12 protein-coding genes and 2 pseudogenes are annotated in these 18,917 nt (G+C 68.3%); 9 read left to right on the top strand and 5 right to left on the bottom strand.

Annotation, left to right across the window (positions count from 1 at the left end; translation table 11 throughout):
• Positions 1-245 precede the first annotated feature (245 nt).
• A pseudogene (locus AAW14_RS02795) lies at positions 246-717 on the top strand (DUF6314 family protein).
• Here the strand turns inward: AAW14_RS02795 and AAW14_RS02790 are convergent.
• Positions 700-1,287: a histidine phosphatase family protein gene (locus AAW14_RS02790; protein WP_265559462.1), complete on the bottom strand. Its 588-nt coding sequence runs from the start codon at positions 1,285-1,287 to the stop codon at positions 700-702. The pseudogene AAW14_RS02795 and the gene AAW14_RS02790 sit on opposite strands and share 18 nt — an antisense overlap.
• Positions 1,288-1,360: 73 nt before the next feature.
• Positions 1,361-1,819: a GNAT family N-acetyltransferase gene (locus AAW14_RS02785; protein WP_265559461.1), complete on the bottom strand. Its 459-nt coding sequence runs from the start codon at positions 1,817-1,819 to the stop codon at positions 1,361-1,363.
• Here AAW14_RS02785 and AAW14_RS02780 point away from each other — a divergent pair.
• Positions 1,818-1,979, top strand: coding sequence for a hypothetical protein (locus AAW14_RS02780; protein ID WP_265559458.1), 162 nt, complete (start codon positions 1,818-1,820; stop codon positions 1,977-1,979). The two genes, AAW14_RS02785 and AAW14_RS02780, sit on opposite strands and share 2 nt — an antisense overlap.
• Before the next feature lie 42 nt (positions 1,980-2,021).
• Positions 2,022-2,249: pseudogene (locus AAW14_RS39695) on the top strand (DUF6461 domain-containing protein); the annotation flags it as partial.
• Positions 2,250-2,379: 130 nt separating this feature from the next.
• Here AAW14_RS39695 and AAW14_RS02775 read toward each other — a convergent pair.
• Positions 2,380-3,822 carry a PLP-dependent aminotransferase family protein gene (locus tag AAW14_RS02775; RefSeq protein ID WP_265559456.1) on the bottom strand — a complete coding sequence of 481 codons (1,443 nt, stop codon included), beginning with the start codon at positions 3,820-3,822 and terminating at the stop codon, positions 2,380-2,382.
• Between AAW14_RS02775 and AAW14_RS02770 the strand changes: the two genes are divergently transcribed.
• Positions 3,821-4,810, top strand: a complete 990-nt coding sequence (locus AAW14_RS02770) for a DMT family transporter (RefSeq protein ID WP_265559454.1) — start codon at positions 3,821-3,823, stop codon at positions 4,808-4,810. The two genes, AAW14_RS02775 and AAW14_RS02770, sit on opposite strands and share 2 nt — an antisense overlap.
• 96 nt (positions 4,811-4,906) lie before the next feature.
• Positions 4,907-5,110, top strand: coding sequence for a DUF1918 domain-containing protein (locus tag AAW14_RS02765; protein WP_055492788.1), 204 nt, complete (start codon positions 4,907-4,909; stop codon positions 5,108-5,110).
• Positions 5,111-5,115: 5 nt separating this feature from the next.
• On the opposite strand, the gene AAW14_RS02760 is transcribed toward AAW14_RS02765, so the two are convergent.
• Entirely contained in the window at positions 5,116-6,378 is a 1,263-nt protein-coding gene (locus tag AAW14_RS02760; RefSeq protein ID WP_265559453.1) for a glycoside hydrolase family 10 protein, read from the bottom strand.
• A 221-nt stretch (positions 6,379-6,599) separates the two neighbouring features.
• On the opposite strand from AAW14_RS02760, the gene AAW14_RS02755 reads away from it, so the two are divergent.
• A complete protein-coding gene (locus AAW14_RS02755; protein WP_265559451.1) occupies positions 6,600-7,457 on the top strand; it encodes a 3-hydroxybutyryl-CoA dehydrogenase in 858 nt (285 codons plus the stop codon).
• Between the two features lie 555 nt (positions 7,458-8,012).
• On the opposite strand, the gene AAW14_RS02750 is transcribed toward AAW14_RS02755, so the two are convergent.
• Complete coding sequence (locus AAW14_RS02750; protein ID WP_265559449.1) at positions 8,013-8,222, bottom strand: hypothetical protein; 210 nt, start codon at positions 8,220-8,222, stop codon at positions 8,013-8,015.
• 878 nt (positions 8,223-9,100) lie between these two features.
• On the opposite strand from AAW14_RS02750, the gene AAW14_RS02745 reads away from it, so the two are divergent.
• From AAW14_RS02745 to AAW14_RS02735, 3 genes are read left to right on the top strand one after another with little or no spacing between them, the layout of a single operon-like run.
• The gene (locus tag AAW14_RS02745) at positions 9,101-13,768 is read left to right on the top strand and encodes a helicase-related protein (protein ID WP_265559447.1); all 4,668 of its coding nucleotides are present in this window, start codon (positions 9,101-9,103) and stop codon (positions 13,766-13,768) included.
• Positions 13,765-15,675, top strand: a complete 1,911-nt coding sequence (locus AAW14_RS02740) for a UvrD-helicase domain-containing protein (RefSeq protein WP_265559445.1) — start codon at positions 13,765-13,767, stop codon at positions 15,673-15,675. The genes AAW14_RS02745 and AAW14_RS02740 overlap by 4 nt, the downstream gene beginning before the upstream one ends.
• Positions 15,672-18,917, top strand: a complete 3,246-nt coding sequence (locus tag AAW14_RS02735; RefSeq protein ID WP_265559444.1) for a helicase-related protein — start codon at positions 15,672-15,674, stop codon at positions 18,915-18,917. Before AAW14_RS02740 ends, AAW14_RS02735 begins: the two co-directional genes overlap by 4 nt.

The following is an 18,917-nucleotide window of genomic DNA, read 5'->3' as shown; positions in this document are numbered from 1 at the left end:
GACTCTGCCCGGTCCGCAGGAAGGCGACCGAGTTCGCCGGGAAGGTGCACATGGACCGTTCGGCGACTCCCGTGCAGGTGGGGGTGTCCGGGGCGAGCGCGGTGGACGTGCCGGTGTGCATCGCGTCGAGCGCAGCGGCCGGTGCGGTCACGCGCCGGGAGACCCTGGGGCCCGCCACGCGGAACCGTCATGGACGTAAGGTCGACCCAGCCGCCCGACCGGTGGCGACCGAAGAGGGGATGACGATGGGCGAGTTCCTGGCCCGTGAAGAACGTGCTGGTCCATCTGGCCGGGTGCTGGCGCGTGGAGCGCACGGTGCAGGACCTCGCGAGCGGGGAGGAGGGACGCTTCAGCGGGACGACCGTGTTCTCGCCGCTGGAGGACGGCGGTGACGGTCTTCTGCACCAGGAGTCGGGCACATTCCTGTGGCGGGGTGCCTCTCGTCCCGCCGAGCGGACGCTGTGGTTCCTGCCGGGCGACTCCCCCGGCACGTCGCTGGTGCGGTTCGCCGACGGCCGCCCGTTCCACGACCTCGATCTCACGACCGGGCACCACATCACCGAGCACCCGTGCGCCGCGGACCTCTATGGCGGCGAGTTCACGGTCCACGACGAGGACCACTGGCGCACGGTGTGGCGGGTCGGCGGGCCCGCGAAGGACCTCGTGCTGACCACCGAGTACACGCGCGAGCCCCGGACGTCAGACCCGCTGTCGTGACGAGGCCTCCAGACGGAGGTTCCAGCGCCCGTGGTGCCCGGCGAGCGTGACCGTCGACAGCGGGCGGACGTCGATGTTCCAGTACGTCGCCGGCTGTGCCCTGAGTGCATAGACCAGCGCGGCCCGCACCACCGACGGCTCCGCCACGGCGACGATGCGGCTGCCGTCGTCCACAGGGCGCGTATCCAGCCAGCCGCCGACCCGGGAGATGAAGGACATCAGCGACTCGCCGCCGTGCGGCGCGGAGCGGGGGTCCGCCAGCCAGGCATCCACGGCCGAGGGCTCCCGGGCCATCGCCTCGCCCAGTGTGAAGCCGCGCCAGCGGCCCATGTCGCAATCCCGCAGCGCGGGCTGCACGAGCGGCGCGTACCCGAGCGAGTCCCCGGTCGCCCGGCTCCGTGGCGTCGGTGAGCAGTAGCGCAGCTCGGCCGCCGCGAGCGGCACCAGGTCCCCGGCGACACGCTGCACCTCGTCCCAGCCCGCCTGGTCCAGCGGCCGGTCGTCCTCGAAGCGCTCCGCGAGCAGCGAGGAGCTGCGCGCGGCGGCGACGAACGTGACCCGAAGATGCATGCGGCGATCGTGGGCCGCACAAGTGTGCAGGTCAAGAGGCGCCATTCAGGAGTTACCGAGGGTGCCGAAGGCCTCACGCAGGGCTCTGGGCCGCCCGGTCGAACCAGAGCACCATCCACTGGTCCGGTCGGTCGAGCGGCTCGAAGCCGAGCTTCGCATAGACCCCGTGCGCGTCGTGCGTGGCCAGCAGGACGCGGCGCAGGCCGAGCGGGGCGAGGTGGTCACGGACCGCGCCGACGAGTGCGGTACCGATGCCCTTGCCGCGCACCGACCGGTCGACGTACACGTCGCAGAGCCAGGCGAACACCGCCTCGTCGCTCACCACGCGCGCGTACGCCACCTGATCACCCGACACGGCCTCGTACACGCCGAAGTTGAGCGAGCTGGCGACCGCGCGCTCGTGCTTCTCGCGGGGACGGCCCATCGCCCAGTAGGCGTCGGTCGACAGCCAGTGGTGGGTGCGTCCGACGTCGATACGGGCGGGGTCGGCGGAGAACTCGTACCCTTCGGGCAGGCGTGGTGCGTCGGTCATGTCGGGAGGCTCGCAGGCCGGGGCGGTGCTGTCGAACGGTTTTCGCCCGCTCGGCGTGGGCGTTGTCGGTGGTGGGTGCGATGCTGCGGGCATGACGGGAGAGACGACGGCGGCGGACCATACATGGCTCGGCGAGCAGTACGACGACCCGATGCCCTGATGCGGGCGTACTGCGTGCCGCCGGTGCGCGGACTCGCACCGGATGCCCTGCTCGAACGGCAAGGCGGCAAGGCGGACATACGGCCCCGGGGGGGGCGGCGGACCTGACCGAGCGGGCGCACGACCCCCGGGACGCGTACGACGGCGACCGGCAGTTCGTCGCGGTCGCTGCGTCCGGCCCCGCTTCGAGCCGCTGTTCCCGAGCGCGCGGCACGGGAGCGGCCCCGCCGAACTGGTCGCGGTGATGCGGGAGCTGGGCCTCACCCGAGCGAGGGAGACGACCGGTCGCACGAGACGCAGACCCGAGCCGCGTTCGCGCCGTCCGGGCGCATCACCGGCGACCGCGCGACGCCGGAGCTGTTCGCGTCCCCTGAGTTCGTCTGCGGGCCGGTACCGATGCGCTAGTGCGGCCCGAGCACCGCGTCGCAGGCGGCACGCAGTCGGCGTACGCCCTCGGCGATCTCCCCCGCCCCCGCGACGGCCGCGAAGCTCAACCGCAGGTGTCCGGCGGGCGGTTCGGCACTGAAGTAGGGGCGGCCCGGAGTGACCGCCACGCCCGCGCGCAGGGCGCCCGCGACGAGGAGCGTCTCGTCGGTGCCCTCGGGCAGGCGCACCCAGAGGTGGTAGCCGCCGGACGGCACGTGCGGCAGGGCGAGTTCGGGCAGGACCAGGCGCAGGGCGGCGGTCATCGTGTCGCGACGCTGCTTCAACTCGGCGGAGACGGCGCGCAGATGGCGGGGCCAGGCGGGCGAGCCGACGAGTTCGAGCGCGGCCTCCTGCAGGGGGCGGGGCACAAAGAAGGTGTCGACGATCTGGATGGCGCGCAGGCGCTCCACGACCGGACCGCGGGCAGCCAGGGCGCCCACCCGGAAGCTGGGCGAGGTGGCCTTGGTGAGCGAGCAGACGTGGACCACGACACCGTCCGGATCATCGGCGGCGAGCGGAGGGGGCAGCGGGCCCGCGTCCTCGTGCACCAGCCGGCGTACGAAGTCGTCCTCCACGACGAACGCTCCGGCGTCGCGCGCGATACGCAGCACCTCGCGCCGGCGGTCGGGCGCGAGGACCGCACCGGTGGGGTTCTGGAAGAGCGGCTGGCAGACGAAGACGCGGGCGCCGCTCGCCCGGAAGGCGTCGGCGAGCAGGGCCGGCTTCACCCCGTCCGCGTCGACCGGAACGGGCACGGGCCGCAGGCCTGCCGCGCGGGCGATCGCCAGCATGCCGGGGTAGGTCGGCGACTCGACCAGGACCGGGGCGCCCGGGGGTGCCAGTGCTCGCAGTGCGGTGGTCAGCGCGGACTGGCCGCCCGCCGTGATCAGTACGTCGGCCGCGGTGATCGCGCCGCCGATGCTCCGGGCGAACCACTCGCGCAGCTCGGCGATCCCCTCGACGGGCGGGCGCGCCCATACGCCGGGCCGTCGCCCGGCGCGCGACAGGGCCGCGCCCATCGCGCGCTCCGGTTGCAGCGACGGATGCAGATAGCCGCCGTTGAACTCGACGACCCCGGCGGGCGGGGCGGTCAGCGATACCACCACGCCGGACGCGTCGACACTGCGCGGCACGAGTTCGGCGGAGGCGTCGGCGCTGAGCGCGACCTCCTGCCAGGCGGTGTCCCCCACCGCCGGGGCGGCGGCGCGCGGCTCGGCGCGAAACGCCCCGGCCCCCGGGCGCGTGACCACGAGCCCCTCCGCGGCCAACTGCCCCAGGGCCCGTGACACGGTCACCGGACTGACCCGGAACCGCTCGACGAGCGCCCGGCTCGACGGCAGCTTCTCTCCGGGCGAGTAGCGCTTCAACTCCACTCGCAGCCGGTTCGCGAGTTCACCCACACTGCTACGCTCTTGCATGAGAGCTCAGGATAGCGCTACTACCGATTCCTCGATAGCAGCCGAGGCCACCGCCCGGAGTGGGCGCCCGGCTGCCACCGCACGCCCGGAGCCCGCCGCCTCTCCGGCCCGGCCGGGCACCCCAGCCGCGGGCCGACGGTCCGGCACCGTGCAGGCGGCCCTCGGTGTCGTCGCTTTCTCCCTCACGTTCCCCGCCACCGCCTGGGGACTGGAAGGGTTCGGCCCCTGGTCGCTCGTGGGGATGCGCAGCGTGCTGGCCGCCGTCATCGCCGGCAGCTGTCTCCTCGCCCTGCGCGTCCCCCTGCCGGCGCGGACGCACTGGACGGGACTCGCCGTCGTCGCGGCCGGCGTGGTCCTCGGCTTCCCACTGCTGACCACCCTCGCCCTGGAGACGTCGACCACCGCCCACGCCGCGGTGGTCGTCGGGCTGCTCCCGCTCACGACGGCCGTCCTGTCGGCCCTGCGGGTCGGCGCACGCCCCTCGCGCACCTTCTGGCTCGCCGCCCTGGCAGGCGCCGCCGCCGTCATCGCGTTCACCGTGCAGCAGAGCGGCGGCGCGCTGACCGCCGCGGACGGATATCTCTTCGCCGCGCTGCTGGTGTGCGCCGCGGGGTACACGGAGGGAGGAAGGCTGGCCCGGATCATGCCCGGCTGGCAGGTCATCGGCTGGGCGCTGGTGCTGTGCCTGCCGCTCACGGTACCGGCGGCAGTCGTCGCGCTCTCGTATGAGCCGGTCCGCCTCACGGTGCACGGAGTGGCCGGACTGCTGTGGGTGGCGGCAGGTTCGCAGTTCCTCGGCCTGGTCGTCTGGTACCGGGGCATGGCCGCCATCGGAATACCGAAGGCCAGCCAGTTGCAGCTGGCGCAGCCGCTGCTCACACTGGTGTCGTCGGTACTGCTCCTCGGCGAGCACCTCACCCCGGCCGCACCGCTCACGGCCGCCGCGGTACTGGTTTGCATCGCGGTAACCCAGCGGGCGCGGGGCTGATCGGGGCGGCGCGCGCGGACCGGGTCGACCGGCGTCCCGGCCGTGGACCCGCGGCCTCGGACCGATACACCCGCACGTGACGAGGAGGCCCATCAGATGCACGCAACCGTGGGCGACAAGCTGGTGCAGCACGGCAGGGTCGTCGGGCAGCACGACAAGGTCGCCGAGATCGTCGAGGTGATGGGCGCGGAAGGCACCCCTCCGTACCGCGTCCGCTTCCAGGACGGGCAAGAGGCGGTGTGCTGCCCGGGCCCGGACTCGGAGATCCGTCACAAGGACATGAGCCGACAGATCGGCTGAGGGGTTCAGCGCGGGGGCTTCGCCGGCCGCTGATAGTGGTCGGCGACCACCCGCGCCATCGCGCCGACGGGGTCCGCCGCCACGTCCCGGGCGGCGAAGAAGACATGCCCGCGCACCTGCGGGTAGCGCCGGGCGAACGTGAGGTGCCGCGAGAGTTCCGCAGGGTCCTGCCAGGCGGCGGGCTGCGCCGCGGCACCGGCCTTGTACAGCGCCTCCCCGAGGTACAGCTGCGCCTGCGTGCCCTGGACGACCTGCGCCCACCAGGGCACGAGTTGCGCGTAGTCGGCGTCGGCGAAGCCGATGTTCCAGTACAGCTGGGGGCAGATGTAGTCCAGCCAGCCGGATCTCACCCATTTCCTGGTGTCCGCGTAGAGGTCGTCGTACGTCTGTACTCCCGCTCGGGTCGCCGAACCCCGCACGTCGGTCTGGGCGTTGCGCCACACCGCGAAGGGGCTGATCCCGAACCGGGCGGCGGGCCGGAGTTCTCTGACTCGGGCCGCAGTCTCCCGTACCAGGAGATCGATGTTGTTGCGGCGCCAGGCGGCCCGGTCCGGGAAGCCCCGGCCATGGGCCTGGTACGCCGCGTCGTCGTCGAAGGCCTGGCTCGCCACGGGATACGGGTAGAAGTAGTCGTCGAAATGGACGCCGTCGACCGGATAGCGGCGTACGGCATCCAGGATCGCCTCCTCGACGAAGGCGCGGACCTGCGGCAGTCCGGGGTTGTAGTACAGGCCACCGCCGTAGGCCACGATCCAGTCGGGGTGCGTGCGGGCGGGATGCGAGACCGCGAGCCGACTCAGGTCGGTGTGGGGGGCGACCCGGTAGGGGTTGAACCAGGCGTGCAGCTGCAGTCCCCGCGCATGCGCCTCCTCGAGGGCCGTGCCCAGCGGGTCCCAGCCCGGGTCCGTCCCCTGAGTGCCGGTGAGGTAGCGGGACCAGGGTTCGTACGGCGAGGGCCACAGCGCGTCGGCCGAGGGCCGCACCTGGAAGAAGACGGTGTTCAGCCCGTGCCGTACCGCGGTGTCGAGCAGGGCGCGCAGCTCGGCACGCTGCACGGAGCCCGTCAGCCCGGAGCGGGAGGGCCAGTCGCGATTGCCCATGGTCGCCAGCCACATGCCCCGCATCTCGCCCGAGGCGGCGGGCATCCCGCCGGGCGCCGGAGCCCTCCCCGCTGTCGCCGTGCGCCGCGGCGCGGCGGCGGCGTCGCCCGCCGCCACCAGCGTCGTGAGCGCGGCCACCGTGAACGCCCGGCGTGACATTCGTCCCATGCACTCATCCCCATACGCTGCGGATCCGCCCGGTCACGGATCGTGTCCCGGCACAGCATGCCGGACCCGGACGATCGATCATCGGTGCCTCGGAGGTAACGTGCACGAACGGAGCAGGCACCGAACCACGGGGGACCTGCCGGAGGGCGTCTCGTCGTGCCGCGAGCCGGCGTGAACCAGGGGACCCCTCACCAGGCCCGATGATCAGCGAAGGGGACGATGTGACCGACATCGAACGCGTCGGAGTGGTGGGCTGCGGCCAGATGGGAGCGGGCATCGCCGAGGTGTGCGCCCGCGCCGGGCTGGACGTGAAGGTCGCCGAGACCACCGGCGAGGCCCTGGAGATCGGCAGGACCCGTCTGTTCACCTCCCTGTCCAAGGCGGCCGAGCGCGGCAAGATCTCCGAGGAGGAGCGGGAGGCGACGCAGGGGCGCCTCACCTTCACCACCGACCTCGGCGAGTTCGCGGACCGCGACCTGGTGATCGAGGCGGTCGTCGAGAACGAGCAGGTGAAGACCGAGATCTTCCAGGTGCTCGACCAGGTGGTGACCCGCCCGGACGCCATCCTCGCGTCCAACACCTCCTCGATCCCCCTGGTGAAGCTCGCGGTCGCCACCTCGCGGCCGGACCACGTGGTCGGCATCCACTTCTTCAACCCGGCTCCGGTGCAGAAGCTCGTCGAGCTGATCCCGGCCCTCACCACCTCCGAGGGCACCCTCGGCCGGGCCCAGCTGTTCGCCGAGAAGGCCCTCGGCAAGCACGCGATCCGCGCCCAGGACCGTTCCGGCTTCGTGGTCAACGCGCTGCTGGTGCCCTATCTGCTCTCCGCTATCCGTATGTTCGAGTCGGGCATCGCGGGCCGCGAGGACATCGACAACGGCATGGAGATGGGTTGCGCCCACCCGATGGGCCCGCTGAAGCTCGCGGACCTGATCGGCCTGGACACCATCGTCTCGATCGCCAACTCGATGTACGAGGAGTACAAGGAGCCCCTGTACGCGGCTCCTCCGCTGCTGCAACGCATGGTTGAGGCGGGCCGGCTCGGCCGGAAGACGGGCTCGGGCTTCTACACGTACTGACGAGCGCGGCGACGCCGCCAAGTGGTGCTGTTCCAGGGCGAGTTCACCCGGAACAGCGCTCACTCGGGTGCCGCGGCCGGCGCCTCCGAGGCGACCGTCAGGTCCTCGTCCGCGCGCCCTCACCCAGCCCGGGCGGACGACAGGGGGACGCGGCCCGGCGAGCGGGTTCGACTGACAGCAAACCGCCCCTGAACTGGGCCCTTGCTCCTTTCGAAGCTGTCGGTCTCTTTCCTGCTTACTCAGCGGAATGTCCCTGAAAAGTCCCTGGGAGCTCCCCGCCTCGGAGCAACCCGACCAGCGGTTACGAGCCCGCACCGGTGTCGTCTCGGCGCCGCTGGACCTACCCGACGCCGCGGTCGCCTTCGACGCCCTGGAACTCGGCCGAAGCGAACACCTCCTGGCTGGTCGAGACCCATCAGCCCACCGCCCACAGTCAGCTCACGGCCTGCCGTGGCGGGACATCGCCGTCCATCACACCGGCCTCGGGCCAGCGGGCGCGGACGCCGCGAGTCCCGCTCGATCAAGAACTCCGGGCGATGCGCGCATCAGCCTGGGCTACTGACCTCTCAGCGCAACCAGAGCCCCTGTCACGACGGCCATCAACGTAAGTGTGGCCGCGAACGCCTTCGCCGACCGACTCAGTGCAGCGGGGTAGGAGGCGCTGTCCCGGCGAGCCAGATAGCCAGCTGCGACCGCGACCAGTACCGCCACCAAGACAAACAGGGCAAAAGCCAACGCCGTTACGGCACCGTTGTCGTGCGTCATGGCATCTCCATCCTTCATACCGGTTGAGTGGTGCAGTTAAGAATTGACAAGCAATGCGTTCACCGTGACATCCGCGAAAAAATACGAGAACCGGCGCACAGCACGACATGTTCGGCGGGACCTGATCCGGGATCTAAGGGATGCGAGAAAGCACAAAAGACTGTCGCGCCACGAGTAAGGGTGGTGGATCTCGGGAGTACATTTTCCGCCCCGCCGATTTTCCCGCTCAACCACGAACGAGCCAACCACGACAGTTCCCTCCGACACGCAATGGAGCCTTCTCAAGATCACCCCCTCATCTCATCCCACGACAACCCGAGAGCTACCCGTCCTGGCTGCCCCAGCATGTAGCCGAAAGTCCGTCGACACAACTCGACTACCAACCAACGAGAGATCTGTGATACGGCAACGAACATCTACATCAAAAATGGGAAGAATCCCCCTGCTGCCCACGATCGCCACGCAACGCGCATACCTTCCACCTAGGCAGAAGGAGTGCAAGCAGAACCAAACGCGACTATTAGGAATAGTTGCCAGAAACTGCGCAACTTCGCGGAGGCTCAACCCGTTGCAAGCTCATTCTCAGATGCATGTAATCCGTCGCCGAAAGTTCTTGCGTCGAATTGAGGGGCTTCGTTAAGATGCGACCCTTGGACCCGGCGCATTCGCCGCGGATCTCATAGACCGGGGGAGTCGTCAAGCATGTCGAGCCGCGCCATGCCTTCAAGTCGCCACATCAACGACTGAAAATCATTTTTTCGATCAGGCCTTCGGTCGAAGATCTCATTGCCTGTACTGAAGACTGCTTTCTTTCGAAGCAATCTGGGGGATGTTCTGTCGTGTCCTTTTCTGTACCGGAAACGAACAGTGTCGTAAAGATGGTCGAGGACCTGTCAGAGCGGGTCCTGAATGTCTACAGAGCCGACCCGGGCCACGTCCTGGAGCACGCGAACAACGAGCGACGCATCACCCAAGGGGGTTACGGTGAGCGACAGATCTACGAACTCGTCCAGAACGGCGCGGACGAGAACATGGAACGGGGCCCCGGAGTCGCGGGCACGATCCACGTGCTTCTCACGGCCACACACCTCTACTGCGCCAACACCGGCACGCCCATAACCCCTGCCGGCACCGACACGATCCTGCGCATGGCGGTGTCCCGGAAACGAACCGGGAAGATCGGACGCTTCGGGGTGGGTGTCAAGTCGGTGCTGAGCGTGTCGGACACTCCTCGCTTCTACAGCACGACCGGCTCGTTCGGCTTCGACAAGGATTGGTCGGCCCGGGTCATCCGGGACACGGTCCCCGACCTCTCGGCGCTGGACCCCACCCCGGTGCTGCGGATGGCGCAGTCGCTGGACCTGGACTCGGACCGTCGGCTCGACAAGCATCTCGACGAACTCATGACGTGGGCGTCGACAACGGTGGTGCTCCCCCTGCACGACGGTGCCGACGACAGACTGGGGCGGGACATCGTCAACTTCCCGGCGCATTTCATGCTCTTCTCCCCCCACATGGACCGCCTCGTTCTTGAGGACGCTCGTGCCGGCCACGAACTGTGCCGGGATATCACGCAGGAGAGGGAAGGCGTCCAGCGCCGAGTCGTGGAGCAGCACGACGGTGCCCGCCACAGCAGTGAGCGCTGGTTCGTCTTCAGCGTCGACCACGAGCCGAGCCCAACTGCGGCGCAGACAGCGGGAGAGCTGCATGATCGGCCTGTCGTCACCATCTCCTGGGCGGTTCCCGACAAAGGCGTCCCGCTGCGCCTGAAACGAGGAAACTTCTGGGCCTACTTCCCGACCAACTACGACACGACCCTGACCGGCATCCTCAACGCGCCCTGGAAGACCCCGGAGGACCGCCAGAACCTGACCAAGAGCGACTTCAACGAGGAGTTGGTGACCAGGGCGGCGGAGCTCGTGGTCGACTCGATCCCTCAGCTGTATGAGGAGAAGGACCCGGCGTCCTACCTCACCCTGCTCACGGCCCGCGGCCGGGAAGCCTCTCAATGGGGCGACGAGATGCTGAGCCAGAAGGTGCTGCAGGCGGCTGCCCGCAGGCCCTCATTGCCGGACCAGGACGGAATCCTCCGCCTCCCCAAGGAACTGCGCCTGCATCCGGAGAACCTCGCACCGACCTGGCTGGAGCAGTGGGCAACCCACCCGGGCCGTCCCAAGCACTGGTGCCACCACAGTGTGGAAAATCGTGAAAGGCGGTCCCGGGCAAGGGACATCCTCGACCAGGCCGGCGTCGCTCCGTCCTCGCTGCGCGACTGGCTGGAAGCACTCGTCTCCGACCGCAGTGTCGAAGGGGCGAAGTGCGCACTGGCCCTTGCAGCCTCGGTCGTGGAGGCCGGCAACCAGCTCCAAGTGGCCGAGGCGCGGGCTGCGCGGCTCCTGCTGACCGAGCGGGGTGACTTCCGTTCGTCTTCCGAAGGCACGGTTTTTCGCCGACACGACGGCATTCGTCTGCCGTACGAGACGACGGTGTACCTGCACGAATTGATCGCAAACGACGTCGAGATGCTCCACTCGCTGAAGGTCCTGGGTGTCGAGGAGGCCAATGCCGCCGGACGGCTGCGGGCCGCCGTGTCGTCGGGCTTCGCCAGGTACAAGAACAACGACTGGGAGGACTTCTGGTCTCTCGCACGCACGGTCGAGCGCGACGAGTTGGTCAGCATCGTCAAGGAGCGTTACCCCGAGCCCGAGAACGTTCTCAAGGTGCACACCGCCACCGGCCAGTACCGGGTCATCCGTGACTGCATCCTGGGGGGCCCCGTTGTGCCCGTGGACGGACAGCGCGATGCCTCGATCCTCGTGGACCCGGTTTTCCATGCAGGCGACGCGGAGGTACTCAAGGCCCTTGGTGCCGTTGATCGACCGGCGACCCGGGTGAATCCTCGCCCGGACTCCTGGTTCAGCGATTACAGCAATGTCATGTACAACGAGTTCTGCGCGACCCTCGGGCCCAACAGCTCCCGCCCACGGGCGTCCTCCGTGAGTCTCATCGGCCAAGATCCCCCCGGACCCCTGCACCTTCTGCGGGAGCTCTCCCCCGAAGGTCGAGCCGCTTTCGCGCGGGAGCTCCCTGATCTCGGAATCGTGCCCGACTGGCGATGCATCCGGACCTCCGGACAGGGTGGGGACCTCCGTGTCGTGTCGCCCCTGGTCTGGCTGCTCCGTCAGCAGGGCATGCTCGGTACCTCGCTCGGAGTGAGGCGGCCGACTGCCGCGGTGAGCCCCGAGCTGGACGTGGACAGCACCCTGCTCCCCGTTGCCGATCTTTCCGTCACGTATGCGCGTGCGCTCGAGCTGCCTTCCAACATCCAGGACGTACCGGCTGCTTTGTGGGCCGAACTGGTCCAACGAGCGGACTCGGGGACGGATACCGAATTCGTCGGAAGGGCCTACGCGTTTCTGGCCCGATCAGCGCCCTCAGGCACTCTGAAGCACGAGGAGCACCTTTTCCGTTGCCGGGTGGGTGACGACTGGGAGGTGCAGCGGAATGAGAGCATCGCCGTCACATTCGACGAAGCCCAGTACGACGTCCTGCTCCGTGAGCGTGTGCCCGCACTCCTCGTCCCCACCGACACCGACGCACATTTCCTGGTCGACCGATTCCGTTTCCGGATCCCCTCCGACCTTCTGGTCGAGGAGATCCACTCCGTCCCGCTGGCGGAGCCGGTTTCCCTGACCGACGTCTTCCCACGGTTGCGTCAGGTTCTGCCTCGAGGGTCGGCCTGGAAGCTGGCGCATTGCTCCGACCTGGTCAGGATCATCCGTGGGCCGGAGGGTCGACGGGAGCAGGCACTGACCGAAACTGTCCAGGGGCTCACCGTTCTGCTCTGTGGGGGGCACGACGAGAAGTCGAGCCTGGAAGCGGTGGATCGGCTCCTGGGGCTGCGACTCGGGGTCGAGGGACGCGAAGCGCTCCTCCGCCAGCAGGAACAGGACCAGAACGACAGAAGGTTGCTGAAGGTCCGCCAGGAGACCGACCCGGCCACCAAGCTCTTGCTCGCCCTCGGCGAGAGTCGACTGATCTCCGAGCTCCCTCCAGGACTGGCGCTCGCCGACGCGGAGTTGCGCGGAACCGGCATCGACGGCATGCGCGCGGCGGAACTGCTTCTCGCCGCTCATGGAGAGGACATCCTGCGTGTACTCGCATCAGCGCTCGCCGAAGCGGGCTTCGACGTGCCTCAGACATGGACGGGTGGGTCGGCTGCGCGGAGCTTCGTCCGTGCGTTCGGTTTTCCGGAGTCCTGGGCCGGCGACCCGCAGACTTCCGGCTCCCCCTCCCCGTACGAGACCGTCCCTGGCCCACGCAAGCCTCTGGAGCTTCATGACTACCAGAAAACACTGGTGCGGCGCATGTACGACCATCTCGCCCAAGGCGAGGAGAGAAGGGCGATGCTGCAGACCCCCACTGGGTCTGGCAAAACGCGGATCGCTGTCGAGGCAGGAGTCCGGGCGATGCGCGACGGCCTCCTCGACCGCCCGATCCTCTGGATCTCCCAGAGCCAGGAACTAGCGGAACAGGCCATCGAGACCTGGGCCTACGTCTGGCAGACGGAGGGAACGGATAAGCCGCTACGAATCACCCGATTGTGGGGCGGAATGCCGGATGCCGTTCCCGTCCCCGACGGGCCGCAGGTGGTCGTCGCCCTCGACGACACCGCGGTGCTAAGGCTCCCGAAGGAGGACTACGCCTGGCTGCGTGACTGCGCCCTCGTCATCGTCGACGAGGCCCACTTCGCCGTACCGAAGACCTACACGCGCATCCTCGACGCTCTCGGTATCGACCAGTATCGGACCTCGCGTCATCTGGTCGGTCTGACAGCGACGGCCTTCCGCGGCGACAGCGACGACGAGACTCGGACCCTGGCCTCCCGTTTCGGGCACAAACGCCTCGACTTCGGCGTGTTCCAGGACGACGACGCCTACAGGCATCTGCAGTCCTTGGAAGTCCTGGCCGAGGTCGAGCACGAGGAGCTGCTCGGCGGCTCCTACGCACTGGACCCGAAGCAAGTGGCCGAGATGCAGAGCACGCACGCGATGGCCCTGCCTGCGGACGTCGTCAGGCGCCTCGCCCAGGACGTCCCACGCACCCGGCGAATCGTGGACAGGATCGAGGAATTGCCCCCCGACTGGCCCGTCCTGGTCTTCGCCACCTCCGTGGAGCATGCTCAGGTCCTTGCCGCACTGTTGCAGGACCGTGGCATCACAGCGGCCTCGATCGACGGAAGGACACCGCCGAGCATCAGGCGACGCCGCATTGCCGCGTTCAAGGAGAACAGAATCAGGGTCCTGACCAACTACAAGGTGCTGACTCAGGGATTCGACGCTCCTGCTGTCCGCGCCGTCGTGGTGGCCCGCCCCACGTTCAGCCCGAACACCTACATCCAGATGATCGGCCGAGGCCTGCGCGGCAAGCTCAACGGTGGCAAGGGGTCCTGCCTGATCCTCAACGTGGCCGACAACATCGAGAACTTCGGTCGCGGGCTCGCCTACACGCGTATGGAGCATCTGTGGCACAGGAGGACCCCGTGACCGCATCCGCAGCGGTGGCAGATGAACCGACGGACGGCCAGCGCCGCATCATCGAGGAGCATGCCGGACGCAAGGTGCTGGTTACCGCGGGCGCCGGAACCGGTAAGACCTTCACATTGGTCAGGAGGATCGAGCATCTCTCCTGGGAAGGTCTGGCCGGCGGAGACCTCCTGGTCCTGACCTTTTCGCGCGCCGCCTCGGCCGAGTTGCGCGAGCGACTGCGGTCACTCGGCGGCAGGTCGCAACACGTGCGTGTCTCGACGTTCGACGCCTGGGCCCTTGCGTTGCTCAGGGAGACCTCGAACGACGATGCCTGGCACGCCTCCTCCTTCGACGAGCGGATCCGTGCGGCCGCTCGGCTCATCGAGGACGAGACGACCGCTCCCGAGTCGCTCGACGAGATTCGACATGTCATCATTGACGAGGTCCAGGACCTTGTCGGCGATCGCCGGCGGCTCGTGACGACCTTTCTGGAAGCCTACGAGTGCGGCTTCACCATTGTCGGCGACCCGGCCCAGGCCATCTACGGCTTTCAGGTGAAGGATCCGGAAGAGCGGGCCCACGAAACGGGCAGGTTCTTCTCCTGGCTCCGCACGCGGTTCGAGGGCGAACTCATCGAGTTCACCCTCGCCGAGAACTTCCGGGTCGCTTCCGACGAAGCGGGCTGCGCGCTCCCCTACGAGGCCGCGGTTCGCTCCTGCGTCACCTCCTCGGAAGCCGACACAGTGCACGAGCATCTCCGCACGGAGTTGGCCACCAGGCTGGAGTTCGGCGACCTGGAGGTCCCTTACGTGCGGGCCCACCTCTGCGACTCCAGCATGACGACCGCCGTCCTGTGCCCCACCAACGGCGATGCACTGCTGATCTCTCGCTGGTTGGCCGATCTGGGCATCGGCCACCGGGTCCGCAGAGGCGCCGGTGAACATGCCGTTCCCTCATGGGTCGCAGGGGTCGTGTCCCAGCTGTCGGACGCCGTCTCGGTCTCGGAGGACCGGTTCCTCAAAGCATGGGAGGCTCTGCAGCACGCGCCCGGCCCCGACCGAAGCCGGAGCGCGTGGCGGTTGCTTCTGCGGGCCGCGTGCGACCGCAGCGGACGTGTCGTGGAGGTGGGGCGGCTCCACGAAGCCGTCGCCCGTGGGAACCTGCCGGACAGCCTCGTGGCGCAGGAGGACGACGGCCTGCTCGTCTCGACGTTCCACCGCGTCAAGGGTCTCGAGTTCGACCGGGTGCTCGTCGTCGACCCGGGCCCACCGGACGACGGGCGCGAGCAGGTGGCTGCCGATCGCTGCGACGTCGCCCGGGCCCTTTACGTGGCGATGACCCGGGGCCGTCACGAGCTCTACCGCCTGCAGCCGCCCGACGCATACCTCACCCGTTCCCGCGGATTCCGACTGGTACGGAAGGTCAAGGGCACGGATCGATGGGGGCGGTACGGCTACAAGCGGAGCCATCGGTTGGGTCTTTCCGTCCTGGCCGGGGACGTCCATCGTGACCACCCCGTAGGGCTCGAACACGTCATTTGCGACCCCGGGCAGGTGCAGAAGTACCTGGCCTGCAGAGTCCTCCCGGGTGACGAGGTGGTTTGGACACGACTGGACGAGGTGGTCGAGACACACGAGAGCCGAACGGCCCCCGGTTACGCCCTGCTCCACGACGAACAAGTCGTCGGCGTCGCCTCTGAAGCCTTCCGTCGCGACCTCTACCGCTTCATGCAACAAGGGAAGTCACACCAGCCGGCGCACTGGCCTCGCAACATCACCGGAACCCGGATCGATCTCGTCGAGACCGTCGCCGGCGAGGACGCCGCAGCCGTGCGTGCCGGTCTCGGCGCGCGCGGACTCTGGCTTGCACCGCGGCCGATCGGTATCGGCCGGTTCCACTACGACGGCAGGATCGAGGACGCATGACGGACGACCACGAGCAGCACTACGGCTTCCGCGAGCAGTTGGTCGAGCGATTGAAGTCGGACCTGCTCGGCCCGCACGGAGAACACGGCCAGGACGTCGAGATCCTCGACGACTGGCCGGTCACCACCTACTCCACCGGGGTACTGTTTCCGCGCGTCGTAGGCCCGACAGAATCGGAACGGTCCGATCCGGAAACTGCGGAGCAGGACCTCGACGATGCCGACTCCACTGTGGCGGTGAACGAGTCCCCCGATGCGGACATCGTGCTCACCAAAGTCAAGCGTCCCTCGGCGACCGGTCTCACCTTTGCCGTCGACCCGGCGCGCAGCCGCCACATACTCGTGCACGTGTCCGCGGCCGTGTACGAGCCGGTGGGGCCCTCGGGTGAACCTGTGGTACCCGAACGTGCCGAACAGGGCAGCACCGAAATACCCCAGGTGCGCTGGCGCCGCCGTCCCCTCCGACTCCCCCCTACACCCGTTGACGTTCAGGGCCCACGCGCAGAAAAGGTGGAACTCGACAACGGCCTGAGCCTGCGCCTGCGCGTTCGTCCTCCTCGCGGGCCCCGAAACACGATCTCCGTGACCGCCACCCTTGTGAACACCCACCCCGTGGAGCAGCAGGAGATCAAAGATCTGAAGTGTTTCTTCCAAGTGGGACTGCGGATCACGGTTCCCGACCGAAGCGCGGCGCTCGTGGAACGCCCGACGGTCCGCGAACTCGACGACGAGAGCCGGCTCACCCTGCTCCTCCACCGTCACGCCCCCACATTCGCCGTCGGCCACGGCTGTGCGGTGGACTGGTCCTGGACCCCCTCGCCGGTCGGAGGGCCCGCGCGACATGAGACGCCCGCGGGAGTCAGCTCCGTGTGGACGGAACACGTCCCCGTGAACGAGGTCCTCCTCGCCGACTCGAACTCCTCCGTACCCGGCACCCTCCTGAGCATGCAGTACCTCGCCGCTGCACCGAAGCACGAACTGATCGACTCCCTACGCAAGTTCGTCTCGCTGTACCGGAACTGGATCGACGACCGTGTCGCAGACGCGGAGCTGCTGCGCGACGGAATCTACGACGATCCCTCCTACGTGCACCTTGCCGAGGAGCAGTTGGAGCGCTGCCGTGTCGCCCAGCGGCGCATGAGCGCCGGTGTGGACCTCTTGGAGCGCGATCCCGATGCATTGGAGGCATTCCGCCTCGCCAACCGCGTCATGGCGCTCCAGCGCGGCAGAGGCCAGTGGATCAAGCGGGAGCGTGTGGGAGAACCGTCGCCCGGGGGCTCGTGGCGGCCGTTCCAGCTCGGGTTCATCCTGCTGTGTCTCAACGGCATGGTGGATCCGGCGCACTCCGACCGATCCGTCGCCGACCTCCTCTGGTTCCCGACCGGTGGTGGCAAGACGGAGGCATACCTCGGGCTGATCGCCTTCGCAGTCTTCCACCGACGTCTGCGCCACGGCCCGTCGGGGGGCGGAGTGAGTGTGCTCATGCGGTACACCTTGCGATTGCTCACCCTTCAGCAGTTCGAGCGTGCAGCCCTGCTGATCTGTGCGATGGAGAGCGTACGGGCCGAGCAACCGAAACGCCTGGGGCAGGAACAGATCTCCATCGGCATGTGGGTGGGGAGGGCTGCCACACCCAACAATCTCAAGGATGCCGAGAAGGCGCTGAAGAAGCTCATGCGCGGTGAGAAGCTCCAGGAGGAGAACCCCGTCCAGCTCAAGGCCTGTCCCTGGTGCGGCACCTCCTTGTTGGTCCGCAACCATGAGGTCGACGTGCCCGGGAACCGCATGGTCATCCGCTGCGACGACCGCGCGTGCGACTTCTCCCCCGGGCTCCCTGTGCACGTCGTCGACACGGAGCTCTACCGAGTCCGACCCACGCTCGTCATTGCCACTGCTGACAAGTTCGCCCGTGTTGCCTGGCGTGAGGACGTCGCGGCGCTCTTCAACCGGGACAAGGGCAGGCTCTGGCAAAGCACCCCACCACCGGAGCTGGTGATTCAGGACGAACTTCACCTGATCTCCGGACCACTCGGAACCCTCGCCGGCCTCTACGAAGCGGCCGTGGACATCGCGTGCGCCCGCCCGAAGATCATCGCGTCCACGGCAACGATCCGGCGCGCCCAGGAGCAGGGACGAGCGCTGTTCGGGAGGGACGTGGCGCAGTTCCCACCGTCCGGCCTGGACGCCCGCGACTCGTGGTTCGCTGTCGAGGCCCCCAGGGAGCGGAAACCGTCACGGCTCTACGTGGGTCTTCTCGCGCCCGGGCTCTCCCAGGCGACCCTCCTCATCCGCGCCTATGCGTCCCTCCTGCACAACGCAGGGCACCTCCGGTGTCCGGACCATGCGGTACGGGACACCTACTGGACGCTGCTGGGGTACTTCAACAGCCTGCGACTGCTCGGTGCTGCCGAGCTGCAGGTGAACGCGGACGTCAACGAACGCCTCAGGGCACTGGCCGCGCGTGACGATGTGGAACCTCGGCAGGTCGTCCCGACCGAGATCACCAGCCGTGTCCCGTCCAGTGACCTTCCAGGGCTCCTCGGCGCCCTCGGACAATCCCTTGGGACCGGGTCTGCTCTGGACGTGCCGCTGGCAACCAACATCATCTCCGTCGGTGTCGACTTCGACCGCCTCGGCCTGATGGCCGTGACCGGGCAGCCACAGACAACTGCCGAGTACATCCAGGCCACCAGCCGTGTCGGCCGCGCCCACCCCGGTCTCGTCGTGACCCTGTTCAACGCGGCTCGATCCAGGGACCTCTCCCATTACGAGAACTTCGTCGGCTACCACTCGGCTCTCTACCGGCAGGTCGAATCGACCAGCGTTACCCCCTTCGCGGCGCGCGCCCGTGACAAGGCTCTCCATGCCGCGTTCCTCGGACTTGCCCGCCTCCTCCACCCGGAGATCCGCGCGAACGTCGACGCCAAGGACGTGAACAGCTTCGGTCAGCAACTGGCTGCGGTCCGCGAGCAGTTGGTGAACCGTATCCGACAGGTCTCACCTGCCGAGGCCGAGCACGCAGACGCGGAGATGCGTGCTTTCGTCGACCACTGGCATCAACTCGTGGAGACCAACGATGAGCTGAAGTACGAGGCCGATTTCGAGTTCAAGGCCGACCCTCACCGCAGGCCGGACCTGGCCCTGCTCCGCACCCACGTGGACCACGACCTCACCGAGGCCCGCCAAACCTTGTGGAGCCTGCGCGATGTCGACGTCGAGTCCCACCTGTACCTGGAGAGCTGA

It is taken from the genome of Streptomyces hygroscopicus (genome assembly GCF_026168105.1).
In the GTDB taxonomy this organism is placed as follows: domain Bacteria; phylum Actinomycetota; class Actinomycetes; order Streptomycetales; family Streptomycetaceae; genus Streptomyces; species Streptomyces hygroscopicus_D.
The sequence above is the reverse complement of the archived record's forward strand: the minus strand, read 5'-3'. Positions and strand labels throughout refer to the sequence as shown.

Bases quoted from the DNA above. Each gene is read 5' to 3' on its own strand.
- AAW14_RS02785 (WP_265559461.1), bottom strand. From the start codon at position 1,819: ATGACCGACGCACCACGCCTGCCCGAAGGGTACGAGTTCTCCGCCGAC.
- AAW14_RS02750 (WP_265559449.1), bottom strand. From the start codon at position 8,222: ATGACGCACGACAACGGTGCCGTAACGGCGTTGGCTTTTGCCCTGTTT.
- AAW14_RS02775 (WP_265559456.1), bottom strand. From the start codon at position 3,822: ATGCAAGAGCGTAGCAGTGTGGGTGAACTCGCGAACCGGCTGCGAGTG.
- AAW14_RS02780 (WP_265559458.1), top strand. From the start codon at position 1,818: ATGTCGGGAGGCTCGCAGGCCGGGGCGGTGCTGTCGAACGGTTTTCGC.
- AAW14_RS02745 (WP_265559447.1), top strand. From the start codon at position 9,101: ATGGTCGAGGACCTGTCAGAGCGGGTCCTGAATGTCTACAGAGCCGAC.
- AAW14_RS02765 (WP_055492788.1), top strand. From the start codon at position 4,907: ATGCACGCAACCGTGGGCGACAAGCTGGTGCAGCACGGCAGGGTCGTC.
- AAW14_RS02790 (WP_265559462.1), bottom strand. From the start codon at position 1,287: ATGCATCTTCGGGTCACGTTCGTCGCCGCCGCGCGCAGCTCCTCGCTG.
- AAW14_RS02770 (WP_265559454.1), top strand. From the start codon at position 3,821: ATGAGAGCTCAGGATAGCGCTACTACCGATTCCTCGATAGCAGCCGAG.
- AAW14_RS02760 (WP_265559453.1), bottom strand. From the start codon at position 6,378: ATGGGACGAATGTCACGCCGGGCGTTCACGGTGGCCGCGCTCACGACG.
- AAW14_RS02735 (WP_265559444.1), top strand. From the start codon at position 15,672: ATGACGGACGACCACGAGCAGCACTACGGCTTCCGCGAGCAGTTGGTC.